This is a genomic window from Paenibacillus ihumii (genome assembly GCF_001403875.1).
Taxonomy (GTDB): domain Bacteria; phylum Bacillota; class Bacilli; order Paenibacillales; family Paenibacillaceae; genus Fontibacillus; species Fontibacillus ihumii.
Map to the genome: position 1 here is coordinate 3,743,002 of NZ_LN884299.1, position 18,538 is coordinate 3,761,539.

Below are 18,538 nucleotides of genomic sequence, written 5' to 3' on the forward strand. Positions count from 1 at the left end.
AGCGTTTACGGAAACGTTTCCGAAAACGTGTTCGGAATCCTTGCCGGTAACGTTTTCGATGACAAGGCAATAGTAACATACGAAACCGGAATTTCGCAATCCCATTTATCAATTTCCCAAAAATATTCCCAGGACGAAGCTGTTTAACTTCCCAAAACAAAGCAAGGGGCCGTCTCATAAGTCATCATAGACGACTGAGGGGCGCCCCTTCCTTTCGAAAGCTATCCGTTTCTCTGCGGAATCAATGGCTCTCTTTCCTGCCTTGCCTGCGTCCTATTCTTTGGCTCATTTTATACAAGCTATTGGACTCGAACATGAGCTTAAGCTATCGAAAATAAACTCGAGCCTAGGCTATTGAACTCGAACATGAGCTTTCAACTCGAACGGTAAGCTATCAAACTCGGCCATGAGCTTCAACTCGAACATAAGCTATCAAAATCGAACATGAGCTATCAAAATCGAACACTAAATGGAATTCATGTATCTAATTTGGCTCTAAATGAATGTTTTGGGGGATTAGGTGGATTTTATGTAATTAAAATCAAGAATTCAGCCTATGATAGCGATCTCCCCTCTTATAATGACATGAAATCCATCTAAATCTGCTTTCCTTACTTTGCCGCAGAAATTAACTACCATAATTCCATTTAGAACGAGAAAGCCTCAATTCGTGCTCGCTAGAACGTGAAATCCGCAAATTCATGCTGGCGTAAACGAGAGGTGGAGAGTTTGTTGGGTTACACTCAAGACAACCGGAGGTGGAGAGCGTGTTTGCTACTTCAGAAGCTACTCGAAGCAAAGAGCGTGTTTGCTACTTCAGAAGCTACTCGAGGCAAAGAGCGTGTTTGCTACATCAGGAGAAACTCGAGGCAGAGAGCGTGTTTGCTACATCAGGAGAAACTCGAGGCAGAGAGCGTGTTTGGTCATATCAAGGGAAACCGATTGTTCTGCACGTTTTCCCTAAGAGGCTGGGACAAGGTTCATGTGCAGTTTGGGCTTGTGGCCTTAGCCCACAATCTACTGAAATAGCAGGCATCCGCCTCGCTGCTTTCCTGCAAAGCAGTGACCGTAAAAAAGGTTGGAGAGGAAACTTTACGTTTTCCCTCCAACCTTTTAGGGGACTTATTGGATAGCCCCTTGCTTTGCACAGAATATTTGATCATTTATTCCCTAATATCATACAACGGGTTTAATGGCCCACCGACCGCTGTCGTGCAGCCAAACCTCGCAAGTTGATGCTGGTGCACGGTGCGGAATGGAATGCTCCTAAGCTTGCTTCGCCGCGCCCCTCCGCATGAACACCTTGATCAGCTCGTTAATGATTAGCGGAATAAGGGCCAGGCCAATCACCACTCCCCAATCAGCGAGTGACAGGTTATGCACCTTGAAGGCCGCCGCCAGGAACGGAATGCTGATCGAAGCAAACTGCAGGGCCAGCCCTGCAAGAACCGCTCCGACAAGGAGCTTGTTGGAGAATAAGCCAACCTGGAAAATGGACTTGGTATCGCTGCGTTTCGTAAAGGAGTAGAACAGCTGAGAGGCGGCCAGAACGACAAAGGCCATCGTCCGGGCATACATCATCGCCTCCTCGGAGATGTTCGCCGAGTTCAGGCCGTAGCCGTGCTCTCTGAGCCCCAAATAGAAAGCCACCAGCGTCAGGGAGCCGATCAGGATGCCCCCCAGGATCGCCCGGAAGGCGGCTCCTCCCGCGAAGAAGCTCTCCTTGGGATTCCTTGGCTTCCGCTTCATGACATCCTTCTCGCCGGGATCGACGCCAAGCGCGATAGCCGGCAGCGTATCTGTCACCAGGTTTATCCACAGAATCTGGGTAGCCAGAAGCGGCAGCGGCCAGAAGAACAGAATCGAGGCCAGAATCGCTACAACCTCACCGAAGTTACAGGAAAGAAGGAAGGTGACCGTCTTACGGATATTGGCGTAGATATTCCGCCCTTCCCGAATCGCATGCACGATCGTAGTGAAATTGTCATCGGTGAGGATCATGTCGCTGGCGCCCTTAGATACGTCCGTTCCGGTAATGCCCATCGCAACACCGATATCAGCGCTCTTCAAGGATGGCGCGTCATTCACCCCATCACCGGTCATCGATACGATGTTCCCCTGCGCCTTGAAAGCTTTGACAATCCTTACTTTATGCTCTGGCGACACGCGCGCGAATACCCGAATGTTCTTAATTCTCTGGGCAAACGCCTCCTCGGAGAGCTCGTCGATTTCGGCTCCCGTCATGCTCTGTTCGATCGAGCTCGCGATGCCCAACTCCTTGGCGATCGCCACGGCAGTGTTCCGGTGGTCCCCGGTAATCATCACGGGAGTAATGCCTGCCATCTTCGCTTCTCGAATGGAATCCTTCACCTCGGTACGCGGCGGATCGATCATGCCCACGAAGCCAAGGATCGTCAAATCCTTTTCCATCTCATCCGGCTCCAGCAGCTCCACGGTATCTTTGTATGCAGCGCCAAGCACCCTCAAAGCGTCGTCCGACATGCCTTCCGCCGCCTGCAAATACTGCTGCTTCAGATCCTCAGTCAGGGGAACCACCTCGCCCCCTACCACAGCCGAGGTCGAGATCTTCAGCAGTTGGTCTATGGCTCCTTTGGTATGGACACGATAGCCCTCTCGCGTCTTGTTCAAGGTAGACATGAGCTTGCGGTCGGAATCGAAGGGCTTCTCGGACACCCGCTTGTATTCCGCCTCCAGTGACTTCTTCATGATGTTATTCTGCTCGCCGTAAATGACAAGAGCTACTTCCGTCGGATCGCCTGTACTCTCCCCGTTCTCATGGGTAGCGTCGGAGCAGAGCACAAAGGATTTAATGAGCTCTACCGGAGGCCCATCGCCGAGTGGTGTAGCCGTGTAGTATTTCACAACCGTCATTTTATTCTGGGTAAGCGTGCCTGTCTTGTCGGAACAAATAATACTGACCGACCCCAGCGTCTCTACAGCAGGTAGCTTCTTCACGATCGCATGGATCTTGGACATTCGGGTCACGCCGAGCGCAAGCACGATCGCAACGATGGCCGGAAGCCCCTCCGGGATAGCCGCTACCGCCAAGCTGATGGCCGTCAGGAACAGCTCGAACAGATCCCGCTTCTGAATAAGCCCGATCACAAAGATCAATACGCAGATGCCGATGGCGATATAGCCGAGCGTCTTGCCGAGCTCCTCCAATTTTTTCTGCAGCGGGGTCAATTCCCGGGTATCCTCGTCGAGGATCGTTGCGATTTTTCCCATTTCCGTGTCCATGCCGGTAGCTACGACTACGCCTTCCCCTCTTCCATAGGTTACAAGGGTAGACATAAAGGCCATATTGGACATGTCCCCGATCGGTGTCTTGGGATCTTCAAGCCGTGCACCGGCGTCCTTGTCCGAAGGAACGGATTCCCCGGTCAGCGCAGACTCTTCGATCTGCAAATTGGCGCTGTCGATCAGCCTGAGATCGGCGGGGATGTATCGCCCTGCATCCAGTATGACGATATCTCCAGGCACGATGTCCTCGGATTTGATCTCCTTCACCTCTCCTTGACGGCGGACGAGCGACCTCGGCGTAGTCATCTGCTGCAAGGCTTCGATTGCCTTCTCTGCCTTATGCTCCTGGAAGACGCCGATCACTGCATTAAGCAGGACAACGGCAAGTATGATGATGGCATCCACATATTCCCCTACGATGAGGGTAACTATCGCCGCGCCCAACAGGACATAAATGAGCATATCCTTTAGCTGCGCCAAAAACAGAGCGAGCATGCTCTTCTTCGGCTTGCCCTTAAGTCTGTTCGGGCCATGCTTCTCCAGCCTATCGCGAACCTCTTCCCCGGAAAGCCCTTTTGCCGGATCGACCTTAAGCTCGCTGAGCACTTCTTCCTGCGTTTTCGCATGCCACATCCAGAAACACCTCTTATTATGTTGGTATTATGTATTCTTCGTTCCCTAATATATTGTAAACCTAATCGATCAGAAATAATCGACCGGATTATTACTTTATACGGTTGTGAAGGCGAAATGTACTCAAAAAAAGAACACCGCTTCAGACTTTGCAATAAGCTTAGTAGCTTCGCCTGCTGTTCATTTCTTTTTTTCGTAAGAAGATGGCAAACGAAGCTTCCGAACAAAATTCCTCACCCAGCTTCTCCTTCAAAATCTGCACAAATTCCGCAGTGCCTGCATAATCAGTAGGCACTAACAAATTTCCATGGCGGCTATGCAAAACTATGCTTCCGCCCCAAAGCTGACTATATTTTATCTCCGTAAGCTCGTATAGGTTCAGCCTCTTTTTGCCGCTCCATTGATAAGAGGTAATCATATGATCACTTACGACAATTCGTGAGAAGATTAATCCTAGTCCCCACAGCCCAAGCGCCACGGTCAGAATTCCCAGCGCGGCCAAGACCTCCAGGCTGCTGCCGCTATAGAACATCACGACCGTCCCGCCTGCGAAGATCAAAAACAGCAGTATTACTGCTAACCGAATAAACCTTGAATGCCGGAGCACCAAGTCGCCTCGCTGATTCCTCTTCGCTTTCTTAAATACATTTTTCAAGTTAGCAGAAATCACTTGATTCGTTATCTTATTTTGCGGATCCATTAAGCGTCCTCCACTTCAAGCTTACTTAGCAAAAAACAAAATACAGTCTTGCCCAGAGCAATTGCCGCCCTGAATCCCTTTTATCTTCCAAATAGGAGAAATCGAAGCTGTCGTCTTTTCTTATATTTATGATAAGTGAATGTCCCCTTGACGCCATCCCATAAATAAACAATAAGAATCGCAGAAATTAGGGTAATATAAAGTGGTCCGTCCTCAAGCTTAATGAATGCATATTGATATAAAGTAAATGCTACAAAATAAGCCAGCATCAATACTGCGGAAACTAGGCTTTTGCGGTAAATACCGATCGTAAGTGCAAGCGGAACGATCAAGCCAAGATAATCGTACCAACCAGCGTGCTCCGGGAATAGAAAAAACTGAAGGAGCTTGGAGATGATGAATAGAACTCCTCCTGCCACTCCCCTTTTGATATTTTCTATTTCATGGCTTTCGGAAGAGCCTCCAGTATCACTTGGCAGTTCCTGACTCAAAAATCCCTGCTGCTGCAGATATTCACATTCTCTTTCGGCCTCATCAAAGCGTTGTTCCTCATACAAGATCTGAGCAATCAACAGGCGGGCTTCGTAAGCTTCTGATTTAAGCTCTAGTACCTGCTGCAGACAAGACATCGCTTGCGAGTTCTCCCCAAGCTCGATGTGGCACCTAGCTTGCAATAGCAACAAATCCGGATCCCCCTGGAATATGGAGCTTGCCTCGCCGATAACCTCCATAGCCGCCTTCGGGTCATCGTTCATGAGCAGGGTTTGGACTTTATGCCGGAGCGTAAGGTAGCGCTCAATATCGAAGTCCTTCCGCTTGCCTTCAAAGCAGGCGTACCCTAGCTCTGCCTTGCCTTCAATTTGTCCGATGATAAAGGCGACCTCTTCCTCATCATAGGCTTCCAATAAATATTCTTTCTGCTCCAGCAGTCGAAACGCTTGGTCCAATACCTCCCATACCGTTCGCGGCAAATGCCGATGATCCTCCAAAAATTGCAGCAATCTGCCAAGCCGCTCATTCCGGTACTCCATGTTCCACATAAAATCGCTCGTCATCAATGCCTTCCACGACTCCGGGTCAATCCGGCGCGGAAAATCATCATACAGCTTCTTCATTTCCTCAAAAAACACCTGGTCCCGGGGAGATTCGGGCTGAAATGGCTCAGAATGACCGGCCTGCCAGGCATACTGTTTAACCGCCGTCTCTTCATAAGTATCGTCCCTGTCATATAAGTCAAAGGTATCGCCTATATCATATGTATCGTCTATATCATATGTATCGTCTATGTTGTATGTATCCGCTATGTCGTTTACATCGTTTATGTTATATGTATCTTCTATGTCGTTTGTATCGTCTATGTTATATTTATCCTCTATGTCGTGTGTATCTTCTATGTTACGGGCCTCTATGTTGTGTGTGTTGTCTATGTCGTGTGTTCTATCGTTCCACATCCTCTCATTTATGCCATCGCGGTGTATTTCTTCAGCCTGAAGCGTTCTCGCCCGTTTCTTCGCCCAATCATACGCTTCCCGCAAAAGCTGATAGCCCTCGGGATCCTCCTCTGGATGATGAACCTGCAATCGCCTGGCGTACGCCTTCTTGATTATGGACTCATCCGCCGTAGGCTCGATGCCTAGTACTGACCAATATTTCATCGCTGCATCCTTCCGCCTTTCTTCGCCTATTAGACTATCATCTCTTTCTTAAATTTTATTCATTATTTACCTTATACCGCGTCATTTTAGTTGGCAACACGTTACTGAGAAGGGAATGAAGAATACCAATTGATCGAGGGGCAGCAAAACGGCAGGGGCAAGCGAGCCCCTTACTATAGCGGCAGCTTACTTCAGCACAGAGCTAGTTGGACAGCCAAGCTGCCCTATGGCGGGCCGAGCATTTTCTCTGTAATCGATGCCAAAGAAATAACGGAATGCGCTGCAATCCTGGCCTGTCCACAGGCGAGAGCTTGAACCCGCCACTAGCTTAAGAGCCGTATGGTGTGGCCAAGTTCAATTCGATCTCCCCGCAGGATGCTCGCAGACTTGATCGATACGATGACGAATAATCCATTAAGCAAAAATGTCGAGTTTTTTTCGACGATTACGCTGATGGGATGTCATATGCCCCGCGAATCTATTGGCGGGCTGCCCGCTCCACGGGCTGCAGAGGCTGCTCCCACTTTATTTTGCGATATAACAAGGTGCTCTCGGACAATAAATCATGCATTCCCGAAACCATCACATACGGGTGAATCCCCGGCTTATCCGCAAAATAATGATTCCCACACAAATAAGCCAAATAGAAATCCTCCCAGCTGTTATAGGTTTGCTGCAGCATACCTGCAGCCTCCAGCTGAATGTTCCATGCCTCTTCTTTCGTCAGGAAACGCTTCACTTTCCCAATCCGGCTCAATAAAATGGCCCAAGCCAGGCCGTATGCCCTAATATCCCCCGAAGGAAGCTGGTGCAGGCATTTGGCCACGACATCCCATTTCCCATTATTTTTCTCGTCATTCTCCTCCTTTATAGCTTCGATATAACGTTGGCGCGCCGTTTCTGTAAGTGCTAGGAGGTGCATATGCCTGCTTTTGTATTCCCCCCGCCCCCCATCCTCCATCAGCCAGCGGATTTGGCGTTTCAAGCTCTCGGCATCCGTGATACTCCAGTGCTTGAACACTTCACGAATCATGCTTTTCCGAACCAGCCTTTCCGCAAGGCCAAATTCATAAGCTACATAATAATTTTTGAGCGTGCCTTGAAGGCAGCTTGCCGTGAGACAGCGAAAATACCGCTCCAAGCGCTTCCGTTGCGAAAAGGTATATGGATTAGTCATACTAGAACAACCTCCCTGATCATGAGAAGAACATCCTCGCTGTTCTTAAGGTCTTCCAAGCGCTTCCGCATAGGATGATGGGCAAAAACACCAGAAAAACCGGAGGCAATCGAAATATACAATAAGCAAGCCCGAATAATAAGAGGTACAGCCAGCTTAATCTAAACAAGAGAAAACCGTAAACCCACCTGTTGTTCTTGCGGATCACCTTTTTTAACTCGGCATAATGGGGATTGTGCTCTTGGGAAAACAGATGCTTATTTCTCAGCCGGAGCAATAGCAAATTGTATCGGAAATGGTAAAATTCCTGCCACAGGAGCTTGGTTTGCGTGTATTGCTTCCAAGCTTTCTCGACAGCTCCCAGCTCGATTTGGGCATTGCCGTAGATGCTTAAAATATCCTGGTTCAATACCTCTTGCTGCTGTAAAAATTCACATTCTCTCAATGCCTCGTCAAACCTTCGTTCTTCATAAAATATTTGTGCTAACAGCAAGCGGGCCTCATGCTCATTCGGCTTAAGCTCAAGTACCTGCTGCAGGCAAGACATTGCCACGGGCTTCTGCCCGAGTCTTATGTAACATTTAGCTCGCATAAGCTGCAGATCCGGATCCTCCTGAAACAACGCATGGGCTTCAGCCAGAACATCCTTTGCTGCCTCCGCGTTATCCTCCATAAGCAAGGTTTGGGCACTCTGCCTAAGCTTGAGATAGTGCTCGATATCAAAATCAAGCGCCTTACCTGCAAAGCAATCATACCTTAATTCGGAGGTCCCCTGAATTTGGCCGATGACATAGTTTATTTCGTCCTCATCATAAAGATCAAATAAAGCTTCCTTCTGCTCCAGCAATTGAAAAGATTGGTTCAAAACCTCCCATACTGCCCGCGGCAAATACCGATGCTCCTCCAAAAACAGCAATAGCCCCTCCAGCCGCTCACCCTGATACTCCATGTTCCACATATAGTCGTTCGTCATTAGCGTTCTCCACGGCTCGGGATCAATCCGGCGGGGAAAATCATCATAAAGCTCCTCCATTTGCTCAAAGAACAGCTGCGCCGGATGACGTTCAGGCTCGGAGGACTCAGGATGAGCAGCTTGCCATGCCTCATGCTGCGTTACCGCGACTCCTTCATAGGTGCGATCTATGCCAGATCTATCGTCGCTCCATCCGCTCTCGTCTATATCGCTGTCGACTTCTTCTTTGTGCAGCGCTCTGGAGTGTTTCTTCGCCCATTCATATGCCTCTCGCAGAAGCTGGTAACCCTGCGGATCCTCCTCTGGATGATGAGCCTGCAATTGTTTGGCGTATGCCTTCTTAATGACGGACTCGTCCGTTGTAGGGTCAATCCCTAATACAGCCCAGTATTTCATTGTTTTGTCGGCCATCCTTTTCCCATGGTGTAAAAAAACATTTTCCTTCTCATATTATACTTGGATTCTATGAATCGCGTTATCATTATTACATTATAATGATGGACCTGCTCTAGCAATAATTGGTTGTAAATCGGTTATAATCAATGCTAGTAATCCTGATTATGTTGGAGGACCGATATGGAATTTGGAACGATGCACTCGTGGAGGCTGACGGAAGAGGAAGCTGTTCAATTGCAGCAGGAGCTGGCAAGACAAGTGATAACGGAGGATGGTCTGACTGACGTCAAATATGTCGCCGGAGTCGACGTGGCTTATAGCAAGCACAGCGACAAGCTAATCGCTGCCGTCGTAATTTTAGAGGCGGATTCCTTGAAAGTTGCAGAATCTGTCGTTGTTGAAGATCATGTGAAATTCCCTTATATCCCGGGGTTGTTCTCTTTCAGGGAGCTCCCGCCGGTCATTCAGGCATTTCAGCAGATCAAGACGCCGCCGCAATTGATTGTATGCGATGGGCAGGGTTTGGCTCATCCGCGACGCTTCGGCCTGGCTAGCCATTTGGGCGTCCTCCTCGACTTGCCAACCATCGGCTGCGGCAAAACACGATTGTTAGGGGAATTCGAGGAGCCCGGCACGGATAGAGGGGCTATGTCTCCATTGATCGATCATGGGGAAGTTATTGGCAGCGTGCTACGAACCCAGGATGGGATCAAGCCGATTTTCGTCTCGGTAGGTCACAAAATCTCACTGGCGACAGCCTGCGATTGGATATTGAAGCTGGCACAGCGTTACCGCCTGCCGGAGACGACCCGCCAAGCGGATCAGCTGGTGAATCGGGTGTTGGGTGGGATTTGAAGTGATTAAGGCATCATGTTGTCAAGTTTGCTCTTACTGTCTTACGCTTGGATAAAGCCAAGTCTCTCTAGAATACACTCCGATTCAGAGTAATCTGATGTGGTAATCCCCGGATGAGCAGCTGATACTTGGATGTAAACCACTGTCTGCACCTTGATAAATTAATGCATTTCCACAGCTTGGGCAGGCTTCTTTCTCGCCTGCCACGGCCCTGCTAAAGATGTTATCTGTCGAATAGATATTCTTTCTTCAGATCGCCTTTACTCTAGAAAGCATTTGTATATAGAATCGATGATTCTGACCCATTTCCCCAATTCATTTTTATACCAAATCTAAAATTACAAACTCCTACACTTGGATTTAAAAAAGCACCTACCAATTTATAAACTCACCGGTTATGTTTTTCTTTCTAAATCAATCCTTTTGAGCTGTCTGAAACCTTTCGTTTTATTCCTAACCGTAAATTGTATAAGTCATAGTTTGGTAAGGATACACATTTTCCCCATCAAATCTTACGATCACATTGTTTACGCCAAATGTTGCCCCTAAACTAGCACTCACATCATGGCTTCCATATATAGGGCTACTAACCCTACCATTAAACCGGTAACTACTAGATGTTCTTGAGACAACAAAATATACATATAGCTGAAAACCGTTTGTATCGCCACCTTCTCGACTATCTCTATAAAGCTGAACCCTAATTACTGCCAATTGAGGTGTAAAATCTAGATTAGATATAGTTCGTTGATCTATCTTCCCTGAAAATTCTAACGAACCAGAAGCACTCTTCATACCTGTAACAATCTGATCTATTTTCCCCGCCAGCACAGTGTTTGTGTCAGATATCGAAGCTAGCACGCCTTTATTTGTTATAGCTCTCGCAATAGCCGTCTTCTCAGTTGTAGTCATACGTTCTAGAACCCCAGTGACACCAAACAGCGTTACATCTTTAGGCAAATTCGCTGGCAGTAGTTTTGCATCACCTTGAACAGTTATCGGACTACTGTAGTACCCCGCCGCTTTTGTCTGATTCGTCGTCCCCGGCGTTATAATACCACCTGTGCCCTGGTTCGGCATCGTACCGGTCAGGTTATTCCCGCTAGCGTTACTAAACGTCTTTCCGCTTAACACATCCGCCGCTGTAGCATTCCCAGTCGCCTTAATAATCCCTGCCATCTTCTCAATCAACGAATTCCAACTCTCGCTCGTGGATGCCGAAATCCCTTTGGCAACAAGCGCGGCAACCACTTCCGCTTTCCGCTCATTGCCAAGCTGAAAAGCCGAATCAGCCCTCGCTTGCGCTGCTGCCGCTGCTGTATTAGCCGCATTCGCCGTAGTTTGCGCTGCTGTGGCCGCATCATACGCTGACTTTACTGCCCGTGGTGTTGCTGCCAAAGTCTCGCTAGTGCTGTTCGTAGCACTGGAGAGCTTCACAATCCCCGCCTCCGTTACTGATGCCGGAGGGATTTCGATATGATCCACATCTTCTCGCAGTTGATTGATCTCTTCCCCGATCGCATTCATATCCTGCGGCTGAACCGTGTCGTTCAAGCTCCAGTCTGTCTTTGCCATCCCTATACCTCCTTAACTTGTACCGTATGCAGCAGAAGAGTATCTGTCGTGATCGGTACATAAACGCTATTGGTTGTTTTAATGTTGTTATTCGCATCCTTAAGCTCAATTTTCGTAACTAGCGACACATCGGCGGCTGGGACGATATACTGCATTCCCACAGTTGAACCGGTTACTTCCTTTACACTAAAGCTCGTAATCTCGACGATATCATTCAACACGACCTTCGAAATATTCGCATCAACAAATCGAGCCACATCACTCAAAAAAGAGCTGACCATCACTTAATCACCACCTCCGGGCCGAAGTCGGCAAATGGTTTTGCTCCCAGCTTCCACTCGCCTAATCTATAGTTCCAATCGATTTCCCTGCCAGTTATCCTCTCTTCCAAGCCGATGACATCCCCTAAGCTGGTCTGCTGCTGATAGATCATATTCGCTGGCTTTAACACCTTAACCGTATGTTCGACCTCCTTGAATATGGCTGCATCATCAAGATTGGTTGTGACGGTTAACATGAAGGCTTGCGGATCGACACTGACAATCGTTAGTCCGGCCCCCACCAAAAAATCGAGCTGGCGCTGCAAATACCGGACAGTAAACGGCGGTTTCGTAGAATACCGATTGATCAGCCGCTTTCGTCTGAACTCTAGCGTTTCCGTCGCCGGGTCGGCCTGTATGCCTAGAATCTTTTCCCGTCGTTTAATCGCCTGCATCGAAGCACTAACTACGAATTGATCATCTAGTAATTGGTTAATAGCCTGCTCAACACTGATCCATTCCTGCGACTCCGTCTCTGTCAATTCCACAAAATCCACGACATCATGGTATATGTCCGGGAGATACTGCATGAACCTATTCACTCAGCGTCACCGTCCCCATGACTGGAATCTGTTCAGCTGTCAATACGACATTCGCTGCCGCTCCATTCAGCATCGTATGGGTCACATCTACTACACCCTGCACAGTTAAAATGCGAGATTCGATATGCGCCAAGCGAACGATCAGAGCTGGCTCATTGGACCAGGCTTGACGGAGGGATAACAGATAAGCGCTTATCGCATCTTCAACATCACTTTGTACTTGTCCCAAAACTGCTTCAGGAGCTAGCGTCAATAACGCTGCAACATCCATTACGCACGCCTCGGCCCCCGTGATCGTCACCTCATGACCAATCGGCGCCAGTCCCATGCCCTGGCCTTGATTTTGTTCTGGATCAATCCGTGTTTGAACCTCGTCGATCAGCGTTTGAGACGGCTGGCTGAAATCGGCTGCGAGAATTGTCGCCTTCACCGTCCCTCCGCCATTCCATACCGGAAATACTTTAACGCCGCCTACACCGGAAATTTCGTTAATCTTTTTCTTGTAATCCGCGATGTTGCCGCCAAAAGGCTGCTCGTTAATCGCATCCATGTAACGCTTCCGCAAAGCTTCATCACTTTCTGCATCCTCGCCCGGTACGAGTACATCCGTCAGTTCAGCGCGAACCAGGCCTGCAACATAATGGATGGGAAGCATTCCCCCGTACTCCTGATTGCCGATCACCCCCGGCGTTTCACATTCTACAACCCACTCGCCTGTACCGATCCTGCTGACTGCAGCATAATCAAGATCGTTGATCGAAAACCTGGAACCTGCTGGCACATCAATAGGTACGTTATTGGAGCCATAGAACAAAGCTTTCCGCCTTGCTTTCGTTGCTGGTTCACGGTGAATCCCGAACTCGGCTGTGCGCCGTTCCAAATACTCTGCTGTGGCCGTATCGGCGTATGCAAGATTGTTGTTTATGTCCAGCTCCATGTACATCTGGGCCAGCTCCGCAGCAGCAGGAGCCAGAGCATCGTAAATGATGGATCCCTGGCGTTTATCGACATGATGGGATACCTTGTCTAGCATCCTTTGCAAAATATGTTCATAGGTTTGGTGTTCATACATTTATTGTCACCTCGCTTTTAAAATCCCCGAAGATAGAAACTACCGTAAACGTGACTAGCGCTACATCCCCGGTGATTGTGATTTGCATGTTCTCCACTCCAGATATACGGTTGTCCGCCAATAGTGCTTCCTTTATAAGACGATCTATTTCTGATCGCACATACCCCTGACTTCGCCCCTGCAATCCTGTTAACTCGCTGCCGTAATTCGCATCATAGATAAGGTGCGCGAACCGGTCGGTTTGGAGTATTTTATACACGGCTTGCCTGACCGCATCCAAACCGTCAATCATGCCCGTGCACCGGCCTCTATGAAAATCTATGCCATATGTTCGGCTTGTTTCCAGGGCCGCCTCAGCTGTCATTAAATTGCCGCCCAACGGGATCATGATCTCACCACCTTATCCAGCACCACATATTGTTGTCCCCCCTGCATTCTTAACAGCAAAACACCATCACCCGCCTTTAGGCCCTCGCGAATAACGATCTTTTCTGTTAACGCATCCTGGGTTGAACCACCATTGATGTGATGACTATGTTTCAGATCAATTTCATACCTGGTTAGCTGCTCGGTCAGAACAAAAAAATCCTCATCCAGCAATAAACGCTGATCGACGAGGATTTCCAGGGGCTGTTCTTTGGTCACTGTGCCAAACATAACCGCTACAGGATGCTCTGCTTCATTCAGATTCATGGTGATTTGCTTTATCGCATTGGCCAGACTCATTAGATCACCTTCAATTCAATTTGCAATGTGTATTCTTCGCCGCTGAAACGGTGGGAGCATTCCTCCACCAAGTAAAGCTGGTTGATCGCCAATTCCCCGATTTCTACATGGATATAACAGCCAGCGCGAACGGACGGATCCCCAAGCGCATCCACCTTCAAGCTTTTGGTCTCGCGGTTTTTAAGCTTGACCAACTGGTCGAGAAGCTGACGAATTTGAGCGTCATTCATGTTCTCGTCAACTTTTTCGTAGTACTGTAGCCTCCCCCATTTAGCCATATTGGCGCTATCCTGGGCGATATGCACATCCCGCTTCTTGGTGTCTTTGTTGTCACGTACCAGCTTGATCTGGTTATACGTTTCGCTGTCGATGCTCTTTTCAAAGCTGAACCCGGTCATCAAACTTTCGTCCCCGATCGCTATATCCAGCTTCATATCCTTTACATTCTGCAACGCCAGATTACCGTAGTCGTCGTAAAACACATAGATGCTTCCCGTGTTGACCGTTGTGAGTGCTAAAGCTTTGTCAATGATATCAATCAGCTTCTGACCATCCTCGATCAAATTGGGAATTGCATATTTGGTATCTGCGATATGGCCCCACTTCAACTCGAAGTCGTTGGCAATCTGCTTGATAATCGCTGCTGCCGTCTTATTTTTAAATACGTAGGTATCTGTAGCAGTTAAGTATCGAATCTGATCATACGCCTTGATCTTGAGCGTATCTTCTTGGCTTCGTCCGATTGAAAATACATAGCCATAAAAAAGGGGCTTATCCTCGTACTTCACAGCAACGATATCCCCGTTTTGAATCATATAATTACGATCTTGCAGCATCGTAAAATCCAGACTTCCCGGCTTGCCGATCCTGGATGTTTTCCAGGTTGCATCCGTAATAAGCTCCGATATATCATACATACCGCCTTGTTTATCGTCCGTGATCACTTGCAGCATGTTACCCCTCCTATGGCAGCTTAATAACTTTACCAATGGGCAGCCGTTTTAATTCACTGTCTTTGATCCCATTCAGCGTTTGTATTTGCTTATATTTACTACCATCACCCAGAAATTGTTTAGCCACTTTCCAAAGGTTGTCCCCAGCAACAAGGGTATAAGTCTCAGGCTGTACCCGTGCATCTGCGCGCGACGCTGACTGGTTATCAGATATTGCCGTTTCTTTGCCTGTTGCATCCTGTATAAATTTGACCTTCTTCGCGGCGTAGAAACGATATTCTTTAAACGCGATTTGGTAGTGTATGTCCCCAACAGTGCCGGCCTCTTCACTCCAGCTAAACTTTTCAATGCTCACTGCCATATTAATATTTAAATTCGAACCGGTGAGCACCAACCGGACCGGGCGTTTTTTTCCTTGCCATTTTTGGATTTCATCAATGTAATAAGCCGGCTTGAACATCGCTCTGCGTTCTACATTGACTCCTGGAAACCAACTCGCCGGGAAGAAGCTTTCAAATGCAATTTCCTTCAGCTTCATATTCTTGATGACATTAATTTCGCCTAACATAGATATATCGTATGTCTTACTATCCCCGCTGGATTGAACCTCAATTTTACCCGGAAGCACCGGGAATTCTATGGCTTCGGCTCCATTGTTGAATGACAGGGTGAGACTGTATTTATCCACGGATATCCCCCCTTCTATCTTTCATTTAAGCGTATATTCTCGATGCACTTGATGCTATTTCTTCCTCCAATGTAACTGCAATTTGCGATATGATCGAATCCAAATCTGCTCCATTGTTAATATCCCCAGTACTGACGGATACGGTAGGTGTTAGCGTTACAAAGTTTTGGATGGACTTCATTTCTGCCAGCTCACGCATCGTTTTGAGGTCTTCACTACTGATATCCACCTTGTCTTCAATTTTTCCAACACTCCCCACCTGATTCACCTTGTCAATAGTGTTATTGGTTGATGAAAGCATACCGGTTTGATTGAATAAGGAACTGTCCGATCCACCGGGTCCCCCCTGCGCTTCTTGATCTGTTTGTTGTTTTGCTCTATTTGCAGCCCTGTCCGCCAGCATATCCAACACCTTTTGTTCTCGTTCCTGTGCCTTTTTCGCTGCTCTCGCATAGGCTTCATCTTTTTTAGCGCCGGCGAAATCAGCGATCTCGTCAGCTAAATCCTCCATGCTAAACTTCCCTTGTAACGCAAACGTTGACCCAGTAACACTATTTATCAGGCCTAATACGACATTTATACCATTGATGATGTTATTGATTACATGGTCAAACAATTTCCCGATCGTTTGCGCCCAAACCTTAAAAGGAACCATCATCCATTCAACCAACTGCCAGAAATACGCCGGAAACAGATCAAAGAAATTAAGAATAGCGTTCCATACCCGCATAACACCAGCTGCAAAATCGTCGTTGGTTGTCCACAGTTTATAGAGGATCAAAATTAAGGATACAATCAAGGTTATGATTAAAACGATGGGATTAGCTCCCATAATAGCATCCCATATCGCTTGGGCTATGGCTGCCGCCTTTATCGCTAACGTTACCCCCGCGATCGCAGCCGCCAACCCCCATACTATCGGACCGAGAAGGGACCAATTTTCATAAAAGAAGCTAAAGACTTGAGCTGCATATTCGACTAGTTGAATCATCCACGATACTGCCTCGGATATGCCCACTGCTAATCCATCCAGAAAATTTGCCACGGCATCAGACTGCAAGTAAGTGGTTAACAGAACTACCAGTTCGGTAATTCTTGTTAATGGGCCTCCGGCTTCCCCTAAGCTCCCGATCCAGCCCTTAATGATATTGTCGAGAACAGTCATCGCACCACCGAAGGTCACTGGCATTTCCTCAAACATCTTGTCAATCTGTCCCGATTGATTCTGGAAAGCCATAACGAATTGATCGGCTGTAAGTTCATCGTTAGCTGCCATTTGCATCAATTGTCCGCCGGAAACTCCCAACCCACCTGATAGAATCTGAATCATGCCCGGAGCGGTATCCAAAAGCTGGCGGAGTTCATCGCCTTGCACAACCCCATCTCCCAACGCTTGAGACATACGTTGCATAGCACTTTCAGCATCTGCTGCCGAAACTCCACTAATCACGAGGGATTTATTAAATTTATCCGTGAAATCAAGCAAATCATCGTTGTTCTTGAATAAACCTTGCGTGCCTACTCCAAGCTTGGTAACTAACCCGGATGTTGCACTATAACTTGTCCTTGTTCTGTTAGCTATATCTAAAACCTGTTGTTGTAACTGTGCCTGGGTGCGTAAACCATCATTAACAAAAGCTAAACGGGCGTGGGTAGCAGCCATCTCATCGGACACCGCCATGGCCCCACCGATCACTCCCCCTAGTTGTTGGGCAAGCTTCACACCTTTGGCTATAACACCAACGAGCATTTTAGCTAAGGACTCCGTTTGCTTTACGCCATTGTTCATATTAATATTTGCCTGATTTAATGTGTTATTTATTTGCATATAATTGTTGTTGATTACCTGCGTCATGTGAATCATCTTCTGATGATTGGTAATCAAATTCAGAGTCGCTTGCACTGTTGCCACTTTGTACTTCACCTTCTTTCGAAGCAAATAACTATCTCTTCATCTTTTTCGCCGCCTTATCTTCCGCTGCCACCCTTTCATCAATGCAAGCCATAACAAAAGCCCTCTCTTCTCTAGAAAGGGCTAAAAACTCACTGGGCCATTTATGAAACTTGTGGAGGGCATAGTAAGCATAATTTGCCTCACTGTCGCCCTCCCGGATTAGTTTTTTGCTTCTTCCACCAGATCCTCCATCCCAACATCAAAACCGCTCAGGCGTTGGATGTGTTCGGCAAGCGTTGCAATCTCACCGGGCAACAGCACTTTGTTTACGTATTGCTCAGGAGTGGTGCAACCAAGCTTGCTGATGGACTCCGCATCTTTAAAGTCAGGTACTAGCGTATTATTGATGACAGATGTAGTGTTAAACTGCTGCGCATTAAACTCTACCTTCCCTTTTTTAAGGATGGTGGTTGAACGTTTGCGAAGCTCCTCAAAATCAGGACCGGTCATGGCCTTGATCTTGAACTTTAACAGGTTTCCCTCTGCATCCTTAAACCGCTTGGACACGGTCACTTCTTCCGTCAGACCATCAATGGGGTTAGCGTTCAAAAAATCTTGCAAGCTCATATCTATTCCCTCTTTCTCTTTTATTGAATAGTATTAAACATATCCGGCATGTCCACATCCTCAAACGTGAACGGAATTTCCTCCTCCAGCATATCGTCGCTGGTGGCATCAAATTTGGAGAGGATCAGACTATCGACATTGCAGTTTTTGAGAATGATGGTTTGTTTACCGGCAGCACTCCCCGGCTGCTCGTTGACCATCATGAGATCAAACCAAAAATCCTCACCTGTTTTAATATAGTTGATCATCAATTCCCTAAACATTGATGTTACATAATAGACCGTCAGCGTACCGGTGCCTTTCCATCCAGCAGCACGCTGTGGCGTATTCGTTTTACCGAGCACAGGCACATCCACTTTGTTTTTCTCGGCGGTGGCCTCCCCGGTCTTCCCGTAGAGCAATTCCTCCACCCGTCCGTTGACGGTTACAAAAGCTCTTGCAGTCTTGCCGCTAATGGCATCTTTAACATTAAATACTCCCATGGTTGA

Annotated in this window: 17 protein-coding genes and 1 pseudogene; 2 read left to right on the plus strand and 16 right to left on the minus strand. The window is 47.7% G+C overall.

The window, feature by feature from the left end:
* Window positions 1–804: 804 nt before the first annotated feature.
* Window positions 805–1,026, plus strand: a pseudogene (locus BN2762_RS28115) (transposase); the annotation flags it as partial.
* A 240-nt stretch (window positions 1,027–1,266) separates the two neighbouring features.
* On the opposite strand, the gene BN2762_RS24005 reads toward BN2762_RS28115, so the two are convergent.
* The 5 genes from BN2762_RS24005 to BN2762_RS24025 all read right to left on the minus strand — a co-directional run bounded on the left by BN2762_RS24005 (window position 1,267) and on the right by BN2762_RS24025 (window position 8,813).
* Window positions 1,267–3,897, minus strand: coding sequence for a calcium-translocating P-type ATPase, PMCA-type (locus tag BN2762_RS24005; protein WP_055109332.1), 2,631 nt, complete (start codon window positions 3,895–3,897; stop codon window positions 1,267–1,269).
* Window positions 3,898–4,057: 160 nt separating this feature from the next.
* The gene (locus BN2762_RS24010) at window positions 4,058–4,597 is read right to left on the minus strand and encodes a hypothetical protein (RefSeq protein ID WP_055109333.1); all 540 of its coding nucleotides are present in this window, start codon (window positions 4,595–4,597) and stop codon (window positions 4,058–4,060) included.
* 80 nt (window positions 4,598–4,677) lie between these two features.
* On the minus strand, window positions 4,678–6,252 hold the full coding sequence (locus BN2762_RS24015; protein WP_055109334.1) for a tetratricopeptide repeat protein: 1,575 nt from the start codon (window positions 6,250–6,252) through the stop codon (window positions 4,678–4,680).
* Between the two features lie 478 nt (window positions 6,253–6,730).
* The gene (locus tag BN2762_RS24020) at window positions 6,731–7,429 is read right to left on the minus strand and encodes a DUF1266 domain-containing protein (protein ID WP_055109335.1); all 699 of its coding nucleotides are present in this window, start codon (window positions 7,427–7,429) and stop codon (window positions 6,731–6,733) included.
* A 19-nt stretch (window positions 7,430–7,448) separates the two neighbouring features.
* The gene (locus BN2762_RS24025; protein ID WP_083485110.1) at window positions 7,449–8,813 is read right to left on the minus strand and encodes a J domain-containing protein; all 1,365 of its coding nucleotides are present in this window, start codon (window positions 8,811–8,813) and stop codon (window positions 7,449–7,451) included.
* Window positions 8,814–8,978: 165 nt separating this feature from the next.
* Here BN2762_RS24025 and nfi point away from each other — a divergent pair, with 165 nt between their 5' ends.
* Window positions 8,979–9,653, plus strand: a complete 675-nt coding sequence (gene nfi, locus BN2762_RS24030) for a deoxyribonuclease V (RefSeq protein WP_055109337.1) — start codon at window positions 8,979–8,981, stop codon at window positions 9,651–9,653.
* A 453-nt stretch (window positions 9,654–10,106) separates the two neighbouring features.
* On the opposite strand, the gene BN2762_RS26620 is transcribed toward nfi, so the two are convergent.
* The 11 genes from BN2762_RS26620 to BN2762_RS24085 form a co-directional block, all read right to left on the minus strand.
* Window positions 10,107–11,228 carry a phage tail protein gene (locus BN2762_RS26620; protein ID WP_055109338.1) on the minus strand — a complete coding sequence of 374 codons (1,122 nt, stop codon included), beginning with the start codon at window positions 11,226–11,228 and terminating at the stop codon, window positions 10,107–10,109.
* Window positions 11,229–11,230: 2 nt separating this feature from the next.
* Window positions 11,231–11,509 (minus strand): hypothetical protein, encoded by a 279-nt coding sequence (locus BN2762_RS24040; protein ID WP_055109339.1) that lies wholly within the window; start codon window positions 11,507–11,509, stop codon window positions 11,231–11,233.
* On the minus strand, window positions 11,509–12,090 hold the full coding sequence (locus BN2762_RS24045; protein WP_230202587.1) for a putative phage tail protein: 582 nt from the start codon (window positions 12,088–12,090) through the stop codon (window positions 11,509–11,511). The genes BN2762_RS24040 and BN2762_RS24045 overlap by 1 nt, the downstream gene beginning before the upstream one ends.
* Entirely contained in the window at window positions 12,083–13,162 is a 1,080-nt protein-coding gene (locus BN2762_RS24050) for a baseplate J/gp47 family protein (RefSeq protein ID WP_055109340.1), read from the minus strand. Before BN2762_RS24050 ends, BN2762_RS24045 begins: the two co-directional genes overlap by 8 nt.
* On the minus strand, window positions 13,155–13,550 hold the full coding sequence (locus BN2762_RS24055; protein ID WP_055109341.1) for a DUF2634 domain-containing protein: 396 nt from the start codon (window positions 13,548–13,550) through the stop codon (window positions 13,155–13,157). The genes BN2762_RS24050 and BN2762_RS24055 overlap by 8 nt, the downstream gene beginning before the upstream one ends.
* The gene (locus BN2762_RS24060) at window positions 13,547–13,888 is read right to left on the minus strand and encodes a DUF2577 domain-containing protein (RefSeq protein WP_055109342.1); all 342 of its coding nucleotides are present in this window, start codon (window positions 13,886–13,888) and stop codon (window positions 13,547–13,549) included. Before BN2762_RS24060 ends, BN2762_RS24055 begins: the two co-directional genes overlap by 4 nt.
* Window positions 13,888–14,841 (minus strand): XkdQ/YqbQ family protein, encoded by a 954-nt coding sequence (locus BN2762_RS24065; protein WP_055109343.1) that lies wholly within the window; start codon window positions 14,839–14,841, stop codon window positions 13,888–13,890. Before BN2762_RS24065 ends, BN2762_RS24060 begins: the two co-directional genes overlap by 1 nt.
* Before the next feature lie 10 nt (window positions 14,842–14,851).
* Complete coding sequence (locus tag BN2762_RS24070; RefSeq protein ID WP_055109344.1) at window positions 14,852–15,529, minus strand: LysM peptidoglycan-binding domain-containing protein; 678 nt, start codon at window positions 15,527–15,529, stop codon at window positions 14,852–14,854.
* Between the two features lie 25 nt (window positions 15,530–15,554).
* A complete protein-coding gene (locus BN2762_RS24075) occupies window positions 15,555–17,441 on the minus strand; it encodes a tape measure protein (RefSeq protein ID WP_148500002.1) in 1,887 nt (628 codons plus the stop codon).
* 201 nt (window positions 17,442–17,642) lie between these two features.
* Complete coding sequence (locus tag BN2762_RS24080; protein ID WP_055109346.1) at window positions 17,643–18,050, minus strand: phage tail assembly chaperone; 408 nt, start codon at window positions 18,048–18,050, stop codon at window positions 17,643–17,645.
* Between the two features lie 20 nt (window positions 18,051–18,070).
* Window positions 18,071–18,532, minus strand: coding sequence for a phage tail tube protein (locus tag BN2762_RS24085; protein ID WP_055109347.1), 462 nt, complete (start codon window positions 18,530–18,532; stop codon window positions 18,071–18,073).
* Window positions 18,533–18,538: the final 6 nt, after the last annotated feature.